Origin of the sequence: Streptomyces sp. A 4/2 (genome assembly GCF_940670765.1) — a bacterium.
In the GTDB taxonomy this organism is placed as follows: Bacteria; Actinomycetota; Actinomycetes; order Streptomycetales; family Streptomycetaceae; genus Streptomyces.
The window spans coordinates 150359-167422 of record NZ_CALNVW010000025.1; the positions used below are offsets into that span (position 1 = coordinate 150359).

At 65.6% G+C, this 17064-nt stretch carries 17 protein-coding genes; 8 read left to right on the top strand and 9 right to left on the bottom strand.

All coding sequences use genetic code 11. The features are described 5' to 3' along the window. The first annotated feature begins 109 nt into the window (after positions 1-109). The 5 genes from NBY69_RS19715 to trxA all read left to right on the top strand — a co-directional run bounded on the left by NBY69_RS19715 (position 110) and on the right by trxA (position 4962). Entirely contained in the window at positions 110-1843 is a 1734-nt protein-coding gene (locus tag NBY69_RS19715) for a protein kinase family protein (protein WP_250302345.1), read from the top strand. 57 nt (positions 1844-1900) lie between these two features. Then, positions 1901-2590, top strand: coding sequence for an RNA polymerase sigma factor SigM (gene sigM / locus NBY69_RS19720; RefSeq protein ID WP_250302429.1), 690 nt, complete (start codon positions 1901-1903; stop codon positions 2588-2590). Continuing rightward, complete coding sequence (locus tag NBY69_RS19725) at positions 2587-3483, top strand: hypothetical protein (RefSeq protein WP_250302346.1); 897 nt, start codon at positions 2587-2589, stop codon at positions 3481-3483. The genes sigM and NBY69_RS19725 overlap by 4 nt, the downstream gene beginning before the upstream one ends. A gap of 105 nt (positions 3484-3588) precedes the next feature. Further along, positions 3589-4563, top strand: a complete 975-nt coding sequence (trxB, locus tag NBY69_RS19730; protein ID WP_250302347.1) for a thioredoxin-disulfide reductase — start codon at positions 3589-3591, stop codon at positions 4561-4563. A gap of 51 nt (positions 4564-4614) precedes the next feature. After that, a complete protein-coding gene (gene trxA / locus NBY69_RS19735; protein ID WP_250302348.1) occupies positions 4615-4962 on the top strand; it encodes a thioredoxin in 348 nt (115 codons plus the stop codon). 85 nt (positions 4963-5047) lie between these two features. Here the strand turns inward: trxA and NBY69_RS19740 are convergent, their stop codons facing one another. The 9 genes from NBY69_RS19740 to rpmH all read right to left on the bottom strand — a co-directional run bounded on the left by NBY69_RS19740 (position 5048) and on the right by rpmH (position 11893). Further along, positions 5048-5665, bottom strand: coding sequence for a GNAT family N-acetyltransferase (locus NBY69_RS19740; protein WP_250302349.1), 618 nt, complete (start codon positions 5663-5665; stop codon positions 5048-5050). Between the two features lie 289 nt (positions 5666-5954). Further along, entirely contained in the window at positions 5955-7055 is a 1101-nt protein-coding gene (locus NBY69_RS19745; RefSeq protein WP_250302350.1) for a ParB/RepB/Spo0J family partition protein, read from the bottom strand. Then, entirely contained in the window at positions 7052-8128 is a 1077-nt protein-coding gene (locus NBY69_RS19750; RefSeq protein ID WP_250302430.1) for a ParA family protein, read from the bottom strand. The genes NBY69_RS19745 and NBY69_RS19750 overlap by 4 nt, the downstream gene beginning before the upstream one ends. A gap of 251 nt (positions 8129-8379) precedes the next feature. Continuing rightward, complete coding sequence (gene rsmG, locus NBY69_RS19755; protein ID WP_250302351.1) at positions 8380-9096, bottom strand: 16S rRNA (guanine(527)-N(7))-methyltransferase RsmG; 717 nt, start codon at positions 9094-9096, stop codon at positions 8380-8382. A 107-nt stretch (positions 9097-9203) separates the two neighbouring features. Further along, entirely contained in the window at positions 9204-9716 is a 513-nt protein-coding gene (locus NBY69_RS19760) for a R3H domain-containing nucleic acid-binding protein (RefSeq protein ID WP_250302352.1), read from the bottom strand. 15 nt (positions 9717-9731) lie between these two features. Continuing rightward, positions 9732-11036 carry a membrane protein insertase YidC gene (gene yidC / locus NBY69_RS19765; RefSeq protein ID WP_250302353.1) on the bottom strand — a complete coding sequence of 435 codons (1305 nt, stop codon included), beginning with the start codon at positions 11034-11036 and terminating at the stop codon, positions 9732-9734. Between the two features lie 3 nt (positions 11037-11039). Further along, positions 11040-11369 (bottom strand): membrane protein insertion efficiency factor YidD, encoded by a 330-nt coding sequence (gene yidD, locus NBY69_RS19770; RefSeq protein WP_250302354.1) that lies wholly within the window; start codon positions 11367-11369, stop codon positions 11040-11042. After that, positions 11366-11737, bottom strand: a complete 372-nt coding sequence (gene rnpA / locus NBY69_RS19775; RefSeq protein ID WP_250302355.1) for a ribonuclease P protein component — start codon at positions 11735-11737, stop codon at positions 11366-11368. The genes yidD and rnpA overlap by 4 nt, the downstream gene beginning before the upstream one ends. Before the next feature lie 18 nt (positions 11738-11755). Then, on the bottom strand, positions 11756-11893 hold the full coding sequence (gene rpmH / locus NBY69_RS19780) for a 50S ribosomal protein L34 (protein ID WP_030990579.1): 138 nt from the start codon (positions 11891-11893) through the stop codon (positions 11756-11758). A 365-nt stretch (positions 11894-12258) separates the two neighbouring features. Between rpmH and dnaA the strand changes: the two genes are divergently transcribed. The 3 genes from dnaA to gnd all read left to right on the top strand — a co-directional run bounded on the left by dnaA (position 12259) and on the right by gnd (position 17040). Then, positions 12259-14025, top strand: coding sequence for a chromosomal replication initiator protein DnaA (gene dnaA, locus NBY69_RS19785; protein ID WP_284348615.1), 1767 nt, complete (start codon positions 12259-12261; stop codon positions 14023-14025). An 882-nt stretch (positions 14026-14907) separates the two neighbouring features. Beyond that, positions 14908-16038: a DNA polymerase III subunit beta gene (gene dnaN / locus NBY69_RS19790; protein WP_250302356.1), complete on the top strand. Its 1131-nt coding sequence runs from the start codon at positions 14908-14910 to the stop codon at positions 16036-16038. A 123-nt stretch (positions 16039-16161) separates the two neighbouring features. Next, entirely contained in the window at positions 16162-17040 is an 879-nt protein-coding gene (gene gnd, locus NBY69_RS19795) for a phosphogluconate dehydrogenase (NAD(+)-dependent, decarboxylating) (protein WP_250302357.1), read from the top strand. The last annotated feature ends 24 nt before the right edge of the window (positions 17041-17064 follow it).

Here is a 17064-nt window from a genome sequence, read left to right on the forward strand (position 1 = left end):
ACCATCGTCCGTCGCCGCGTGTCGTGCATAGCGCCGGACTGTGGGCACAATTGGCATGGCTCTGCAGACTGGCCGACAGCGCGCAACGGATGGGGAGGCAGGAACGACGGTGGCGGAACGTAGCACGGCTGCCGTCGACGTGGCCGACAACAGCGGCGACAAACCGCTGTCCGCCAAGGCGGACAAGGCCACGGCCGACGGCACGGTAGAACCTCAGGAAACGGCTGACACCACGGCCGGTGAAAGCCCCCAGGACGACGACAAGAGCGAGCGGAACCACGACGAGACCGTCGTGCCCCCCGAGCTGCACAGTGGGCACAAGCTCGCCAGACGCTACCGGCTCGAGGAGTGCGTCACCCGTCTGGACGGTTTCAGCAGCTGGCGCGCGGTCGACGAAAAGCTGCGGCGCGCAGTCGGCGTGCACCTGCTTCCCGCAGAGCACCCGAGAGCCCGCTCCGTACTCGCGGCGGCCCGCTCCTCGGCTCTACTGGGCGACCCGCGCTTCGTACAGGTCCTGGACGCCGTCGAGGAGGACGACCTCGTCTACGTCGTCCACGAATGGCTGCCCGACGCGACAGAAATTACCGCGCTGCTCGCCTCCGGTCCCCTGGAGTCCCACGACGCCTACCAGCTCGTCAACCAGGTCTCCCAGGCCATGGCCGCCGCTCACCGGGAAGGCCTGGCCCATCTCAGGCTCACCCCCAGTGCCGTACTGCGTACCTCCTCGGGGCAGTACCGCATCCGCGGCCTCGCAGTGAACGCCGCGCTGAGGGGTATCACCTCCGACACCCCTCAGCGCACCGACACCGAAGCGATCGGCGCCCTGCTGTACGCGTCGCTGACTCAGCGCTGGCCCTACGAGACCGACGCCTACGGTCTCTCCGGCCTGCCCAAGGGAGTCGGGCTGATCCCTCCGGACCAGGTGCGGGCCGGCGTCAACCGCGGACTGGCAGAACTCGCCATGCGCGCTCTGGCCAACGACGGAGCAACCGCCTCCCGCCAGGAACCGCCCTGCACGACACCGGACGAGCTCGCCAAGGCAGTGGCGGCGATGCCCCGCATCCGCCCTCCGGAGCCTGCCTACACCCCTCCACCCGAGTACCAGCGCACCACCTATCAGCAGGGCACCTACGGCCGTCCTGCTCCCGATGCCAGGGTCGCTGCGACCCAGCCCGTGGTCACTCCGCCGCCCCCGCTCCAGGGCCGCACCGGCAAGGCCTTGAAGTGGGCCGTGTCCGCCCTCCTGATCGCAGCGCTGGGCCTGGGCAGCTGGCAGCTCGCCGACAGGCTCCTCCGCGACAAAGATTCGGACAGTCCCGGAACGAGCCAGACGCACAACGGCAACAGCAACGGCACCACCGAGGAGAAGGCTCCCAAGGCGCTCACCATCAAGGACGCCGCGGAGTACTACCCGGACGGAAAGCCGCAGCATCCGGCAGACGTCGGAGACACCTACGACGGCGACAGCTCGACCTACTGGCGCACCTTCTCCTACAAGGGCGGCCCGACTCTGGCCCCGTTCAAGCAGGGCGTCGGAATCGTGTATGACCTGGGCTCGGCGCAAGACGTATCGGCCGCCTCCATAGGGCTCCTTTACCCGGGAAGCGAAACCGCGATCTCCTTGTATGCCGCAGGGTCGCTCTCCTCGTCCGCTCCACTCAGTTCGATGAAGAAGATCACTTCTACGAGCACCAACGGCACCACGGCTCAGCTCAAGGCCGACAAACCAGTCAGCACGCGATACGTACTCGTCTGGATCACGGCCATGCCTAACTCCCCCGGAGATCAGTACAGCGGTGCCGGGTACAAGCAGGCTGTGACGGATGTGAAGTTCACAGGCTGATCAGGGCCGACAGGGGAGGGGCACTCACCGTTGGACGACGACGCCGAACACTGCGCCATGGATGACCAGGAACTGCTGGCTGCCCACGTCGCAGGTGATCCCGACGCCTTCGGTGAGCTCGTGCGTCGCCACCGCGACCGGCTCTGGGCCGTCGCCCTGCGCACCCTCGGAGACCGAGAGGAAGCCGCCGACGCCGTCCAGGACGCACTGGTCTCCGCCTATCGCGCCGCTCACACGTTCCGTGGCCAGTCAGCCGTCACTACCTGGCTGCACCGCATCACCGTCAATGCCTGTCTCGACCGGGCTCGCAAAGCCGCCTCCCGTAAGACCTCACCCGTTGACACCGCCGAACGTCTTGATCAACTCCTTGAACCCCATGAGTCTGCCGAGGCACCTGCTGAGCGCCAGGACCTCCACCGACAACTCATCAAGGCCATGAGCACCCTTCCCCCTGAGCAGCGAGCCGCCCTGGTTCTCGTCGACATGCAGGGCTATCCCGTGGCTGAGGCAGCCCGCATCCTCAATGTTCCGAACGGGACTGTGAAGAGTCGCTGTGCGCGGGGCCGAGCGAGGCTCCTGCCGCTACTCGCTCATCTACGCCCGGCCCTGCCCGACTCGGAAGACAGCACCGGGCCCGACAGAAGACGGAACCGGATGTCAGGGGCATCCGTCCCACCTGCGCCGAGACCGAAGGACGCAGAGCCACATGATCCTGCTGCAGCGAAGGGCGGAGGTGGACGCACATGACATCGAGGACCGACGCGGCACAACACCCTGATGCCTCAGAGATCTCCGACCTCAGCATCCTCGCTCCGTCCCGTGCCGCATCCGTACGCAAGCACCTAGGCGGGTGCTCTTCGTGCGCCGAAATCAAGGACTCTCTCGACGAAATCCAGAAGCTGCTCGGCCGCCTGCCGGACCCGGTGGAGATGCCGTCCGACATCGCGGACCGCATCGATGCTGCTCTGGCTGCGGAAGCACTGCGCGATGTCGATGGAGGAGAGAAAACGACGCATGTTTCACGTGAAACATCGCGCGCTTCCCTGGCTGCGGAGTCAGCCCGCACAAGCCGCCCGTCAGGGCACCCCCGTGCCGGCACAGGGCCCGGCCGCACCCGCACAGTGCGGCGCCGACGGCACGTCGCCGCACTCAGCGCAGCCTTCGGCGCCGCTGTCATCGGCGTCAGTGTGTTCTTCCTGCAGTCGTCACTTGCCCCGTCCCATGGCGACACCAGGGCCGCTGAGAACACATCGAAACGTGGAGAGGCGCCCGTCTTCGCTGAGTCTGCGCTCCGCGGGCAGGTGCACTCTCTCCTGGCCACAGATACACCGCCGGCGTCAGTGGCTTCTCCGCACGAGAAGGAAGCGCCCTCCGTTCATCTGGACTCCAGCCCGAAGGCCCTCAAGAAAGGCCTTGCAGTGGTGGTGCCTCCCTGTGTGGAGAGTGGCATCGGCCGTGATGAAAGCCCGCTCGCCGCGCAGAAGGGGACCTACAAAGGCGTAGATGCCTTCCTCGTCGTGCTACCGCACCCTACTGACAGCAGCCGGATTCAGGCATACGTCGTCGATGCGGCCTGCGTCGACGCTGTGCCACCCGTCCGCGGCAAGGTTCTGTTGACGCACGTCTACCCCCGCGGCTGACCCTGTCGGGAATGCACGCCCCGTAGGATCCGTTGGGTGGGTTGAGAGTCCATTGGACCTGGCCCAGTAGGCAGTAAGCAGTCCGCAGAGACGAGGAAGAAACCCGTGAGCGACGTCCGTAACGTGATCATTATCGGCTCCGGGCCCGCCGGTTACACCGCCGCGCTGTACACCGCACGCGCGTCACTGCAGCCGCTGGTCTTCGAAGGCGCCGTCACCGCCGGTGGTGCGCTCATGAACACCACCGAGGTGGAGAACTTCCCCGGATTCCAGGACGGCATCCTGGGACCGGACCTGATGGACAGCATGCGCGCCCAAGCCGAACGCTTCGGCGCCGAGCTGGTTCCTGACGACATCGTGGCCGTCGACCTGACCGGCGACATCAAGACCGTCACCGACACTGCGGGCACAGTGCACCGTGCCAAGGCTGTCATCGTCACGACCGGCTCGCAGCACCGCAAGCTCGGTCTGCCCAACGAGGACGCGCTCTCCGGACGGGGTGTCTCCTGGTGTGCCACCTGCGACGGCTTCTTCTTCAAGGACCAGGACATCGCCGTCATCGGCGGCGGAGACACCGCCATGGAGGAGGCCACCTTCCTTTCCAGGTTCGCCAAGTCCGTCACGATCGTCCACCGCCGTGACACTCTGCGGGCCTCCAAGGCAATGCAGGAGCGCGCCATCGCGGATCCGAAGATCAAGTTCGCCTGGGACAGCGAGGTCGCCGTCATCCATGGTGAGCAGAAGCTCTCCAGCCTGACTCTGCGCAACACCAAGACCGGTGAGACCTCTGAGCTGGCGGTTACCGGGCTGTTCATCGCAGTCGGCCACGACCCCCGCACGGAGCTGTTCAAGGGCCAGCTGGACCTGGACGGCGAGGGCTATCTGAAGGTCGATGCACCTTCCACGCGGACGAACCTGACCGGTGTCTTCGGCGCGGGTGACGTGGTGGACCACACCTACCGGCAGGCCATCACTGCCGCCGGCACTGGATGCTCCGCCGCTCTGGACGCCGAGCGCTTCCTGGCCGCCCTGGCCGCCGGTGAGAAGGCCGCAGAGCCCGAGAAGATCGCCAGCGCCTGATCCCCTACGAACCTCACCCCCATACACCCCGCCAAGAAAGAGGAGCCCGCCGTGGCCGGCACCCTGAAGAACGTGACTGACGCCTCCTTCGAACAGGACGTGCTCAAGAACGACAAGCCCGTACTCGTCGACTTCTGGGCCGCCTGGTGCGGTCCGTGCCGCCAGATCGCCCCCTCCCTTGAGGCGATCGCGGCCGAGTACGGCGACCAGATCGAGATCGTGAAACTCAACATCGACGAGAACCCGGGTACGGCCGCCAAGTACGGCGTGATGTCGATCCCGACTCTCAATGTCTACCAGGGCGGCGAGGTGGCCAAGACCATCGTCGGTGCCAAGCCGAAGGCCGCGATTGTCCGCGACCTTGAGGGTTTCATCGGTGGCGAGGCCACGAAGGCCTGACTCCACTGACGTTTCACGTGAAACAGGGCTGCCCTCCGGGGTGGCCCTGTTTCACGTTGCGGCGAGATCTGTGAGAGCGCGGGCCTCACAGCGGACGCAACACCGGGTCCTTCTTCACCACGCCCAGCAGACGGTCGAGGGCAAGCTCCACGTCTTCCCTCCAGGACAGAGTGGTGCGCAGTTCAAGCCTCAGCCGAGGGTAGTTCGGATGCGGCCGTACGGTCTTGAAGCCGACTGCCAGAAGATGGTCCGCCGGAAGCACGCAGGCCGGCTCTTTCCATCGGGCATCGCCGAAGGCCTCGATCGCCTTGAAGCCCCTCCGTAACAGGTCCTTGGCGACCGTCTGTACCAGCACCCGTCCCAACCCCTGCCCCTGGTATCCAGGCATGATCCACGCTGTCATCAGCTGAACGGCGTCGGATGAGACAGGACTGGTCGGGAAGGCCGTGGAACGCGGTACATATGCCGGAGGCGCGTAGAGAACGAAGCCCACCGGCACACCGTCGACGTAGATGGCCCTGCCGCACGATCCCCACTCCAGGAGTACGGCGGAGATCCAGGCTTCCTTTGCCAGCTCGGGCGTACCCGCCTTTATCGCGGCTTCCCCAGTGACTGGATCAAGCTCCCAGAAGACGCAAGAACGGCAGCGCTTGGGGAGGTCCGGAAGGTTATCCAGTGTGAGCGGTACAAGCCGACGCCCCATGAACGGTGCTCCTCACTTCCTCCGCCTGGCGCTGCAAGCGCGGCACTCAGCACATCCCGGTCCAGGGCGCTGACGAACTCGCTGACCACTCCGAACTCAGAACAAGAGACCTCCCCTGGTTGCCGTTCATACAGCCCCAGCCGCCGCTCCAAGGTGGACCAAAATGGATGCGCCGTAACAGAACGCATCGTATCCATCCGGCCGATCTAACGGACACCGCGAGAAAGCAAAGAGGCGGGGCATGTTCCGGCTCACCGGACATGCCCCGCCTCGCTACCCGACTACGGACTCAGCCCTCGTCGTCTTCCGCTGCTTCCTCCGTGAGCCGCTTCTCCAGCACACGTCCCTCACCTGGGGCAAGCGAACCAAGAATCCGGTCCAAATCATCCATGGAAGCGAACTCGACGACGATCTTCCCCTTCTTCTGACCCAAGTCGACCTTCACTCGCGTCTCGAAACGATCCGAGAGTCGTGACGCAAGATCAGACAGGGCGGGTGAAAGACGGGCACCTGCCCGCGGCCCCTTGGACTTGGGAGTGCTCTGTGGCCGCGACTGCATCAAGGTGACGATCTCTTCGACCGCACGCACCGAAAGCCCCTCCGCCACGATGCGATGGGCCAGCCGGTCCTGCTCCTCGGAGTCATCCACCGAGAGCAGAGCTCGGGCGTGCCCCGCAGACAGCACACCCGCAGCAACCCTGCGCTGCACCGGGGGCGAAAGCCTCAGCAGTCGCAGCGTGTTGGAAACTTGAGGACGCGATCGGCCGATTCGATCGGCCAGTTGATCGTGGGTGCAGCTGAAATCCTGAAGCAACTGGTCATAGGCAGCCGCCTCTTCCAGCGGGTTCAACTGAGAGCGGTGCAGGTTCTCCAGCAGTGCATCCAGAAGCAACTTCTCATCGTCCGTCGCCCGGACAATCGCCGGGATGCGCTCCAGCCCTGCCTCACGACAAGCCCTCCAGCGCCGCTCACCCATGATGAGCTCGAACCGCTCAGTCCCCACCTGCCGTACAACGACGGGCTGGAGAAGGCCCACTTCCTTGATAGAGGAGACGAGCTCAGCCAGAGCATCGTCATCGAACACCTCTCGTGGCTGACGCGGATTGGGTGTGATCGCATCCAGCAGCAGCTCCGCGAAGTAGGCGCTCGCGGGCTCTGGTGCCTCTGCCTTAGGTGCCGACTCCTGAGCAGGCACCACCGTTTCACGTGAAACGGTGCTTGGCGGAAGCGCGGCCAACTTCGCGGCAGCCACTCCCCTCTCCGCCGTCAGTACCGAGGCCGCCCCTGGGGAAGCAGACCCCTCCCCGCCGACCAGGCCTGCCTTCTCCTGCGGTGCAGCAGGGATCAGCGCACCGAGCCCACGCCCCAGGCCTCTACGTCGCTCACTCACTGGATCCCCTCCGGCATGCTTTGCTGGCTATTTTGACTGCCCGTATGCGCGTGCCGGGCGTCGTAGTGCATATCGACGCCGCGCAGCGCGATCTCACGAGCCGCTTCGAGATACGACAGCGAACCGCTCGATCCCGGATCATAGGTGAGGACCGTCTGCCCGTAGCTCGGGGCCTCAGAGATGCGCACAGACCGGGGGATGCTCGTCTTGAGCACCTCACGGACGAAGTGACTTCGCACCTCATCTGCCACCTGCGACGCTAGCCGGGTCCTGCCGTCGTACATGGTGAGCAGAATCGTCGACACATGCAGTTCGGGGTTGAGATGTCCCCGCACCAGATCGACATTCCGCAGTAGCTGGCCCAGGCCCTCAAGGGCGTAGTACTCACACTGAATCGGGATCAGCACTTCGGCACCGGCGACCATCGCATTGACTGTCAGCAGCCCCAAAGACGGCGGGCAGTCGATGAGGATGTAGTCCAGCGGCTGTTCGTAGGCCTGGAGAGCCCGCTGCAGTCGGCTTTCCCGAGCCACCAGAGAGACCAACTCGATCTCAGCACCAGCGAGATCAATGGTTGCCGGAGCGCAGAAGAGGCCTTCAACATCTGGGACCGGTTGTACGACCTCGGAGAGCGGCCGACTCTCTACCAGAACATCGTAGATCGACGGAACTTCAGAGTGATGGTCGATCCCCAACGCCGTAGAGGCGTTTCCCTGAGGGTCAAGGTCAACCACCAGCACACGCGCACCGTGCAGCGCGAGTGAAGCGGCAAGGTTGACCGTTGTGGTGGTCTTACCGACGCCGCCCTTCTGATTGGCGACCACGATGACACGTGTCCGCTCCGGCCGTGGCAGACCCTCACCGGCACGGCCGAGAGCTTCTACTGCCAGCTGGGCAGCGCGACCAATAGGGGTGTCGTCCATCGGGGGCGGTGTTTCACGTGAAACATCCTCTCCCGCCGACTCGGTACGGGGACCGGGGACCGGATCGGTCATCGGTCCCGCGATGTTGGCGTCGGACCGCAAGGATTCACCCTCCTCGACTTCAGGCTCGCAATGCACAGAGCCTGCCATGCTTTCGGGGGTGTGAACCAACGAGGCATGTTCTTCTGTGGATGAATCCACCTTTGTGGACAACTTCGTGACCCCAAAGGGCCTACGATCACGCGGCGTGGATGCCGCACGACTGCGATTGATGATCCCATGCAGCAGAGAGCGACGTTTCACGTGAAACACGATGCCTGGGTCGCCGCATCAGGTCGTCACGACACTCCGAAATGTGCATATTTGACAGCTTTCGGGGAGCTTGTAAGGCAACCGCGTCGCTAGCGACGTCGACGGGTTCGGCTCACCCGGGCAGCCTTCGCTCGTTTCGCCGCGAAACGCACACCTCCAGGGCTCTCACCCACCTCGACGCGCACCACCGTGGACAACGGGTCGACGATTCCCTCTCCGACCTGGAGCACCGATGTCTCTACGACACCAAGCTTGCTCAGAGCCGCCCTCGCCCCCTGAATCTCCTCTTCGGCCGTGTCTCCCTTGAGGGCGAGCATCTCTCCGTAAGGGCGCAGCAACGGCACCCCCCACCCGGCCAGGCGGTCCAGGGGGGCCACTGCGCGGGCCGTTACCACGTGCACGGGCGGCAACTTACCGAGGACCTCTTCGGCCCGCCCCCGAACAACCGTCACGTGGTCCAGGCCCAGCAGCTCCACAACCTCTTGAAGGAAGTTCGTCCGCCGCAACAGCGGCTCAAGCAGCGTGATCTTCAAATCCCTGCGCACCAGGGCAAGTGGAATCCCCGGAAGTCCAGCTCCCGAACCCACATCACAGACCGTAACGCCCTGCGGAACCACTTCGGAGAGCACCGCGCAGTTCAACAGATGCCGCTCCCAGAGCCTGGGTACCTCACGCGGTCCGATCAGCCCCCGCTTGACCCCCGCGTCCGCAAGCAACTCTGCGTACCGGACAACTTCCGGGAAGAATTCACCGAAAACCTCATGCGCCACTTCCGGCGCCTCGGGCAGCTCCGCTGACTCCGTCACGGGGACCGTCCTTCCGTACCGCATTACCGCATGGATGGCTGACATATCAGGCTGACAAAGATCGGCCCCGCCTGCGAACAGACGGGGCCGAGAGAACAACGTACCGGTCAGGCCGGGAGCACGACGACGAAGCGCTGCGGCTCCTCGCCCTCGGACTCGCTGCGCAGCCCGGCGGCGGCAATCGCGTCGTGTACAACCTTGCGCTCGAACGGCGTCATCGGGTCGAGCCTCACCGGCTCACCGGAGCTCTTCACCTCGTCGGCGGCCTTGGCCCCCAGCGCAGCGAGTTCCTCACGCTTCTTGGCCCGGAACCCGGCAATGTCCAGCATCAGACGGCTGCGATCTCCGGTCTCCCGGTGGACTGCGAGCCGGGTGAGTTCCTGAAGCGCTTCCAGTACCTCACCGTCCCGTCCCACGAGCTTCTGAAGATCACGGCTGCTCGCATCACTGATGATCGAGACAGCCGCGCGGTCGGCCTCGACATCCATGTCGATGTCGCCGTCGAGGTCCGCGATGTCCAGCAGGCCTTCGAGATAGTCCGCCGCGATCTCGCCCTCCTGCTCAAGGCGGCTCAGCGTGTCGCCTTCAGCGGCGGCGGAGGTGGTGGTGCCTTCCGTCACGGGATGGACTCCTTCTTACTTCTTGGACGGGTGCTTGGGGCGCTGCTGGCCCTTACGCTGCCCGGACTTGGCTTGACGTGCGGTACCGGAAGCAGACTTACCGTCCGGCTTGGGCTCGGCGTCCTGCGACTCGTCCTTGGCCAGCGAGGTCTTCTCGGCGTCATCGGCCTTGTCGGTCGCCCCTGGCGTCTTGGCCCCGCCGGTCTGAGCAGCGCCCGCGTGGCCGGCGCCCGTCTGACGCTTTGCCTTGGTCTGCCGCTTGGGCTGCTGACGCTTGGGAGCAGCGTCCTCCAGGCTGACGCCTTCCGCCTCGGCGGCCACCGCGGCGTCGCTCTTCTCCACGGTGCCATCGGCCTGTGCCACAAGGCCGGCCTTGCTCAGCGTGGTGATGAACTTCCGCTCGGCATCGTTGCGGTCCTTCGTCTCCTTGGACGCGATGCCCTTGATGATGTTGCGCTGGTGACGCGTCCGCGTCGCACCGTGTGTGATGAGGTGCTTCTGCATCCGCTCCAGCAGACCCGACTGAGCCTGGCTGCCGGGGGTGGGGTTGCGGTGGATCACGAACATCTGCTGGCCCATGGTCCATACGTTGGTGGTCAGCCAGTAGACGAGGACACCGACCGGGAAGTTGACACCCATTACGGCGAACATGAGCGGGAACACGTACATGAGCATCTTCTGCTGCTGCATGAACGGCGTCTTGACGGACATGTCGACGTTCTTCGTCATCAGCTGGCGCTGCGTGTAGAACTGCGACGCCGACATCATGATGATCATGACCGCGGTGACGATCCGGACATCGGTCAGTGAGGCGCCGAGCGCCGCCACCTTGTCCGAGCTGTCCATGAACTTCGCAGCCAGCGGGGCGCCGAAGATGTGCGCCTTCTGCGCGCTCGCCAGGAGCGGCTCGTCGATGTACCCCTTCGTCTGGCCATTGGCGATGGCCGAGAGCACGTGGTACAGCGCAAAGAAGAACGGGGACTGCGCGATGATCGGAAGGCACGAGGAGAGCGGGTTGGTACCCGTCTCCTTGTACAGCTTCATCATCTCTTCGGACTGACGCTGCTTGTCGTTCTTGTAGCGCTCCTGGATCGCCTTCATCTTCGGCTGGAGCGCCTGCATGCCACGGGTCGACTTGATCTGCTTCACGAAGAGCGGGATCAGGCAGATCCGGATCAACACCACCAGGGACACGATGGACAGGCCCCAGGCCCACCCGGTGTCAGGACCAAAGATCCACCCGTACAGCGTGTGGAACTGGACGATGACCCAGGAAACTGGGGTAGTGATAAAGCTGAACAGACTGGCAATCGTGTCCACTAATCAGGCTCCTTGAGCATTGGGCGAGGTCTCTGCGGCCGGGCCCGTCTCCTGACCGGAGTGCCCGCCCTTGCTTGTCCGCCACGCATTGCGCAGCAGTTCGTGCCAACGCGGACGTTTGCGCGGCGGAACGTGGTCCACGCCACCTGGCGACCACGGATTGCATCGCAGGATGCGCCAGGCCGTCAGCGCCGTTCCCTTCACCGCACCGTGCCGGTCGATAGCCGTATATCCATAGTGGGAACACGACGGGTAGTACCTGCAGACAGGCCCCAGGAGCGGGCTGATCGTCCACTGGTACAGCTTGATGAGAGCCAGCAGCGGGTACTTCATCGCGCGCCCCCTCCCAGTAGCCGCCCCAGGGCGGCATCCAGGTCTCGGGCCAGCTGTGCATGGTCGGCGGTGCCCGCGCCGGGCAGCGCCCGTACGACAACCAGGCTACCGGGGGGCAGCTGTGAGAGCCGATCCCGCACCAGATGGCGAAGCTTCCGCTTCACGGCGGTGCGGACGACGGCTCCGCCCACGGCCTTGCTTACGACGAAACCCGCACGTGTCGGGGGAGTGCTCTCCCCAGGCACATGCGGGTCCGTTGTAGCGCTGCGTAGATGGACGACGAGCAGCGGGCGACCTGCCCGGCGCCCTCGTCGTACTGCGGCTGCGAAGTCCTCGCGCCGCCTCAGCCGATTCTCGGTAGGCAGCACGTCATGACCTGTACGAGATCAGGCGGACAGGCGGGAGCGACCCTTGCCACGGCGGGTCGCCAGGATTGCGCGACCGGCACGCGTACGCATACGGAGACGGAAGCCGTGGGTCTTCGCACGACGACGGTTGTTCGGCTGGAAGGTGCGCTTGCTCACTCGGGGGCTCCAGAAATGAATCGGGTGATGGCGGGACATCGCCTGGCTGTCACCGTGCGCCCACGAGTAGCTCGCGAATACGCCCGTGTGCACCGCTTCACGACCACAAGATCATGATCATTGCCCATCGGAGGCAGGCGGCAGCAGCCATCGACAACTCGACCTGGTCACGGTACGCGCGGCTACGCCATCCGGTCAAACCAGCCCTTTCACCGGACCTAGCTGTGCACAGGCTGTGGACAACAACTTGAACCCTGCGGGTCGCCCTGACTACCGTGGCGGGACTCCGAAGTCTTTTTCCTGCCTGTCTTCACCCCCCGTCCCGAGAACCACACATTCGTGGGACCTGCGAGAGAGCGTGCCCTGTGGCTGATGTACCTGCCGATCTTGCCGCAGTGTGGCCACGAGTACTCGAACGTCTCCTCGGCGAGGGCCAGCAAAATATCGAGCCGAAGGACAAGCAGTGGATCGAGCGCTGCCAGCCGCTGGCCCTGGTGGCCGACACCGCCCTGCTCGCCGTTCCCAATGAATGGGGCAAGCGCGTCCTCGAGGGCAGGCTCGCACCGCTCATCAGCGAAACGCTGAGCCACGAGTGCGGTCGCCCGATCCGCATCGCCATCACTGTCGACGACACCGTGGGTGATTCCTCCCCTCCGGCTCCGCCGATGCAACAGGCACCCCAGTCTCAGCAGCAGCCGCGCTACCAGCATCCGCAGCACGACGAACCGCGGCACGGCGATACGTACGACGGATACGGTCGGCGCCCCTCCGACGACGGAATGCCTACGGCACGCCCGGCCTACCCCGACTACCAGCAGCAGCGCCCCGATCCGGGCGGCTGGCCGCGGCCCCAGGAGGACCTTTCCTGGCAGCAGCCGCGGCTCGGCGGTTTCCAGGAGCGCGACCCCTACACCGGCCCCCGCTCGCAGCAGCCGCAGCACGACTACCGGCAGCCGGAGCGTCAGGAGTACGAGCAGCAGCGCCCCGAGCGGCACGACCTCCGGGATCCCCAGTCCTCGCAACGCCATCTGCCCACCCCCAGCGGGGCCCCCGGACCGCTGGCCGCGCAGCCGGCTCCGGCACCGGGGCCGGGCGAGCCGCAGGCCAGGCTGAACCCGAAATACCTCTTCGACACCTTCGTCATCGGCGCGTCCAACCGCTTCGCGCACGCCGCCGCCGTCGCGGTCGCCGAGGCGCCGGCCAAGGCGTACAACCCCCTGTTCATCTACGGGGAGTCCGGGCTCGGCAAGACCCACCTGCTGCACGCCATCGGGCACTACGCCCGCAGCCTCTACCCGGGTACCCGGGTGCGCTATGTGAGCTCCGAGGAGTTCACCAACGAGTTCATCAACTCGATCCGCGACGGCAAGGGCGACACGTTCCGCAAGCGCTACCGCGATGTCGACATCCTCCTCGTCGACGACATCCAGTTCCTGGCGAGCAAGGAGTCGACGCAGGAGGAGTTCTTCCACACCTTCAACACACTCCACAACGCCAACAAGCAGATCGTCCTGTCCTCGGACCGGCCGCCCAAGCAGCTGGTGACTCTGGAGGACCGGCTGCGCAACCGCTTCGAGTGGGGTCTCACCACCGACGTACAGCCGCCGGAGCTGGAGACGCGGATCGCGATCCTCCGCAAGAAGGCGGTCCAGGAGCAGTTGAACGCGCCGCCGGAGGTCCTCGAGTTCATCGCCTCCCGCATCTCGCGCAACATCCGGGAGCTGGAGGGTGCGCTGATCCGGGTGACCGCGTTCGCCTCGCTCAATCGGCAGCCGGTGGATCTCGGGCTCACCGAGATCGTGTTGAAGGATCTGATCCCCGGTGGCGAGGACTCGGCACCGGAGATCACCGCGAGCGCCATCATGGCGGCGACGGCCGACTACTTCGGCCTGACCATCGAGGATCTCTGTGGATCCTCACGCAGCCGCGTGCTGGTGACGGCCCGGCAGATCGCGATGTACCTCTGCCGTGAACTCACCGATCTCTCACTGCCCAAGATCGGCGCGCAGTTCGGTGGCCGTGACCACACGACCGTGATGCACGCCGACCGGAAGATCCGCGCGCTGATGGCCGAGCGGCGCTCCATCTACAACCAGGTGACCGAGCTCACCAACCGCATCAAGAACGGCTGACACAGCACTTCCAGAGCCTGTGAAGGGCGCCCCGGGATCGGATCCCGGGGCGCCCTTCGGCGTTCCTCGGCGGGTCCGGCCGGTCCGTCGCAGCGGGTCGGGTCCGGCTCGCTGCCAGCTGTCCGGTGAGTTGTCCGGCTTCCCGGTGTTCGAATACGGGCGGCACGCGTATCTTCTCCACAGCATCGGGGAAGATCTTCCGTCCACACCCTGGGGACTGTTGAGTTGTCCCAAAAGTGTCCACAGGGACGGTTGCTGAGACTCCATCACCCCAGGTCAGACGGCTGTGGATTTGTGATCAACTTTCATCCACAGGCTGTGGACAGAAATCTTGACCGCTGGTCGCCGATCACGTTGTCCACCGGCGGCCCACAGGGAGCGCCACGTTGTCCCCAGCTTCTCCACACCCTTGTCCACTGTTCGGCAACGAAACACCCGGGCTCACCGGGTCGAGTGAAAGCCGTCACACCAAGGAGGTCGGTTGGGCTGTGGGGAAGATGGGTAAAGCTGGGGACAGACCTGGGGAGAAAGTGGCCTCCCCTGTGTATCGGGTGTGCAGAACTTTTCGCCGTCCACAGAGCCGAGCAGTTTTCCACCGGCTCCACCCACAGGCGTGGTGGACAAAAAAGTGGGTCTGAGCTGCGAAAACGGGGTTATCCACGGTTTCCACAGCCCCTACTACTACTGCCTCCTATAGTTACCGGGGAATTGGCTTCGAAGTGGGCGCTGTGCACAACTCGCCGCCGGAGCCCCCGGCACCGCTCGGCACGACTTGACCCCGACTCGCACCGACTGTCGGTGGCGTAGGTCAGACTGGTCCCCGGCGACAAGCCGACGACGAAGGCCAGCAGGGCGAGCGAGCAACAGCAGGAGGCGGTTCCGGTGAAGATCCGGGTGGAGCGCGATGTACTCGCGGAGGCGGTGGCCTGGGCGGCCCGCAGCCTTCCGGCCCGTCCGCCGGTGCCCGTCCTTGCGGGCCTGCTGCTGAAGGCCGAGGAAGGCGCTCTGAGCCTCTCCGGCTTCGACTACGAGGTCTCGGCGCGGGTCTCGGTGGACGCGGAGATCGAGGAGGACGGCACCGTTCTCGTCTCGGGCCGGTTGCTCGCCGACATCTGCCGGGCTCTCCCCAACCGCCCCGTGGAGATCTCCACGGATGGTGTGCGGGCGACCGTGGTCTGCGGTTCCTCACGGTTCACACTCCACACGCTGCCTGTGGAGGAATACCCGACGCTGCCCCAGATGCCGACCGCCACCGGCACGGTTCCGGGTGAGGTGTTCGCCTCGGCAGCCGCCCAGGTGGCCATCGCGGCCGGCCGCGACGACACACTGCCCGTCCTCACCGGCGTGCGCATCGAGATCGAGGGCGACCGGGTCACCCTGGCGTCCACCGACCGCTACCGCTTCGCGGTCCGCGAGTTCCTGTGGAAGCCGGAGGACCCGGAGGCATCGGCGGTCGCGCTGGTGCCCGCCAAGACGCTCCTGGACACCGCCAAGTCGCTGACCAGCGGTGACACCGTGACCCTGGCGCTGTCCGGATCCGGGGCGGGCGAGGGCCTGATCGGCTTCGAGGGAGCGGGACGGCGTACGACCACGCGGCTGCTCGAGGGCGACCTGCCGAAGTACCGGACGCTCTTCCCCACCGAGTTCAATTCGATCGCTGTCATCGAGACCCCCGCTTTCGTCGAGGCCGTCAAGCGTGTGTCCCTGGTCGCCGAGCGGAACACCCCGGTTCGACTGAGCTTCGAGCAGGGCGTGCTGATCCTGGAGGCCGGGTCCAGCGACGACGCACAGGCTGTGGAGCGGGTCGACGCCAAGCTCGACGGTGACGACATCTCGATCGCCTTCAACCCGACCTTCCTGCTGGACGGTCTCAGCGCGATCGACTCCCCGGTCGCCCAGCTCTCCTTCACCACGTCCACCAAGCCCGCGCTGCTCAGCGGACGGCCTGCTGTCGATGCCGAGGCGGACGACGCGTACAAGTACCTGATCATGCCGGTGCGCCTGTCGGGCTGAGGCCCTTGCCAGGCCCCGCTGACGCCGTACGTCTGAGCGGCTGACCCCGCAGGTGTGTGCCTGCGTCCCGGCGTACGCTCGGACGCGGGTACGAAACGCCACCACGTCACTAAGGATCTTCTGATGGAGCTCGGTCTCGTCGGCCTCGGCAAGATGGGCGGGAACATGCGCGAGCGCATCCGCCGCGCTGGTCACACCGTCATCGGTTACGACCGCAACCCGGACGTAGCCGATGTCCACAGTCTGGAAGAGCTTGTGGGCAAGCTCAAGGGCCCCCGCGTCGTATGGGTCATGGTGCCGGCCGGTGCCGCGACCCAGTCCACCATCGACGAGCTGGCCGAGCTGCTCTCCCCCGGCGACATCGTCGTGGACGGTGGCAACTCGCGCTGGACCGACGACGAGAAGCACGCGGTCGAGCTGGGGATCAAGGGCATCGGCTTCGTCGACTGCGGTGTCTCCGGCGGGGTCTGGGGCCTGGAGAACGGCTACGCGCTGATGTACGGCGGCGACACCGAGCACGTCGCGAAGGTGCAGCCGGTCTTTGACGCGCTCAAGCCCGAAGGCGAGTTCGGCTCGGTCCACGCGGGCAAGGTCGGCGCCGGTCACTTCGCCAAAATGGTCCACAACGGCATCGAGTACGCCATGATGCAGGCCTACGCCGAGGGCTGGGAGCTCCTGGAGAAGGTCGACTCGGTCACCGACGTGCGCGAGGTCTTCCGCTCCTGGCAGGAGGGCACGGTCATCCGTTCCTGGCTGCTGGACCTGGCGGTCAACGCGTTGGACGACGACGAGCACCTGGACCAGCTCCGCGGGTTCGCCGCCGACTCGGGCGAGGGCCGCTGGACGGTCGAGGCCGCGATCGACAACGCGGTGCCGCTGCCCGCGATCACCGCATCCCTCTTCGCGCGCTTCGCTTCGCGGCAGGACGACTCCCCGCAGATGAAGATGATCGCGGCGCTGCGCAACCAGTTCGGCGGCCACGCGGTCGAGAACAAGAAGTAAGCCAGCAGCAGGGAAGGTCGGCGC

Coding starts and splice junctions, on each gene's coding strand:
- NBY69_RS19740 (WP_250302349.1), bottom strand. CDS start 5,665: ATGGGGCGTCGGCTTGTACCGCTCACACTGGATAACCTTCCGGACCTC.
- gnd (WP_250302357.1), top strand. CDS start 16,162: ATGGAGCTCGGTCTCGTCGGCCTCGGCAAGATGGGCGGGAACATGCGC.
- NBY69_RS19725 (WP_250302346.1), top strand. CDS start 2,587: ATGACATCGAGGACCGACGCGGCACAACACCCTGATGCCTCAGAGATC.
- yidD (WP_250302354.1), bottom strand. CDS start 11,369: ATGAAGTACCCGCTGCTGGCTCTCATCAAGCTGTACCAGTGGACGATC.
- sigM (WP_250302429.1), top strand. CDS start 1,901: ATGGATGACCAGGAACTGCTGGCTGCCCACGTCGCAGGTGATCCCGAC.
- NBY69_RS19750 (WP_250302430.1), bottom strand. CDS start 8,128: ATGGCAGGCTCTGTGCATTGCGAGCCTGAAGTCGAGGAGGGTGAATCC.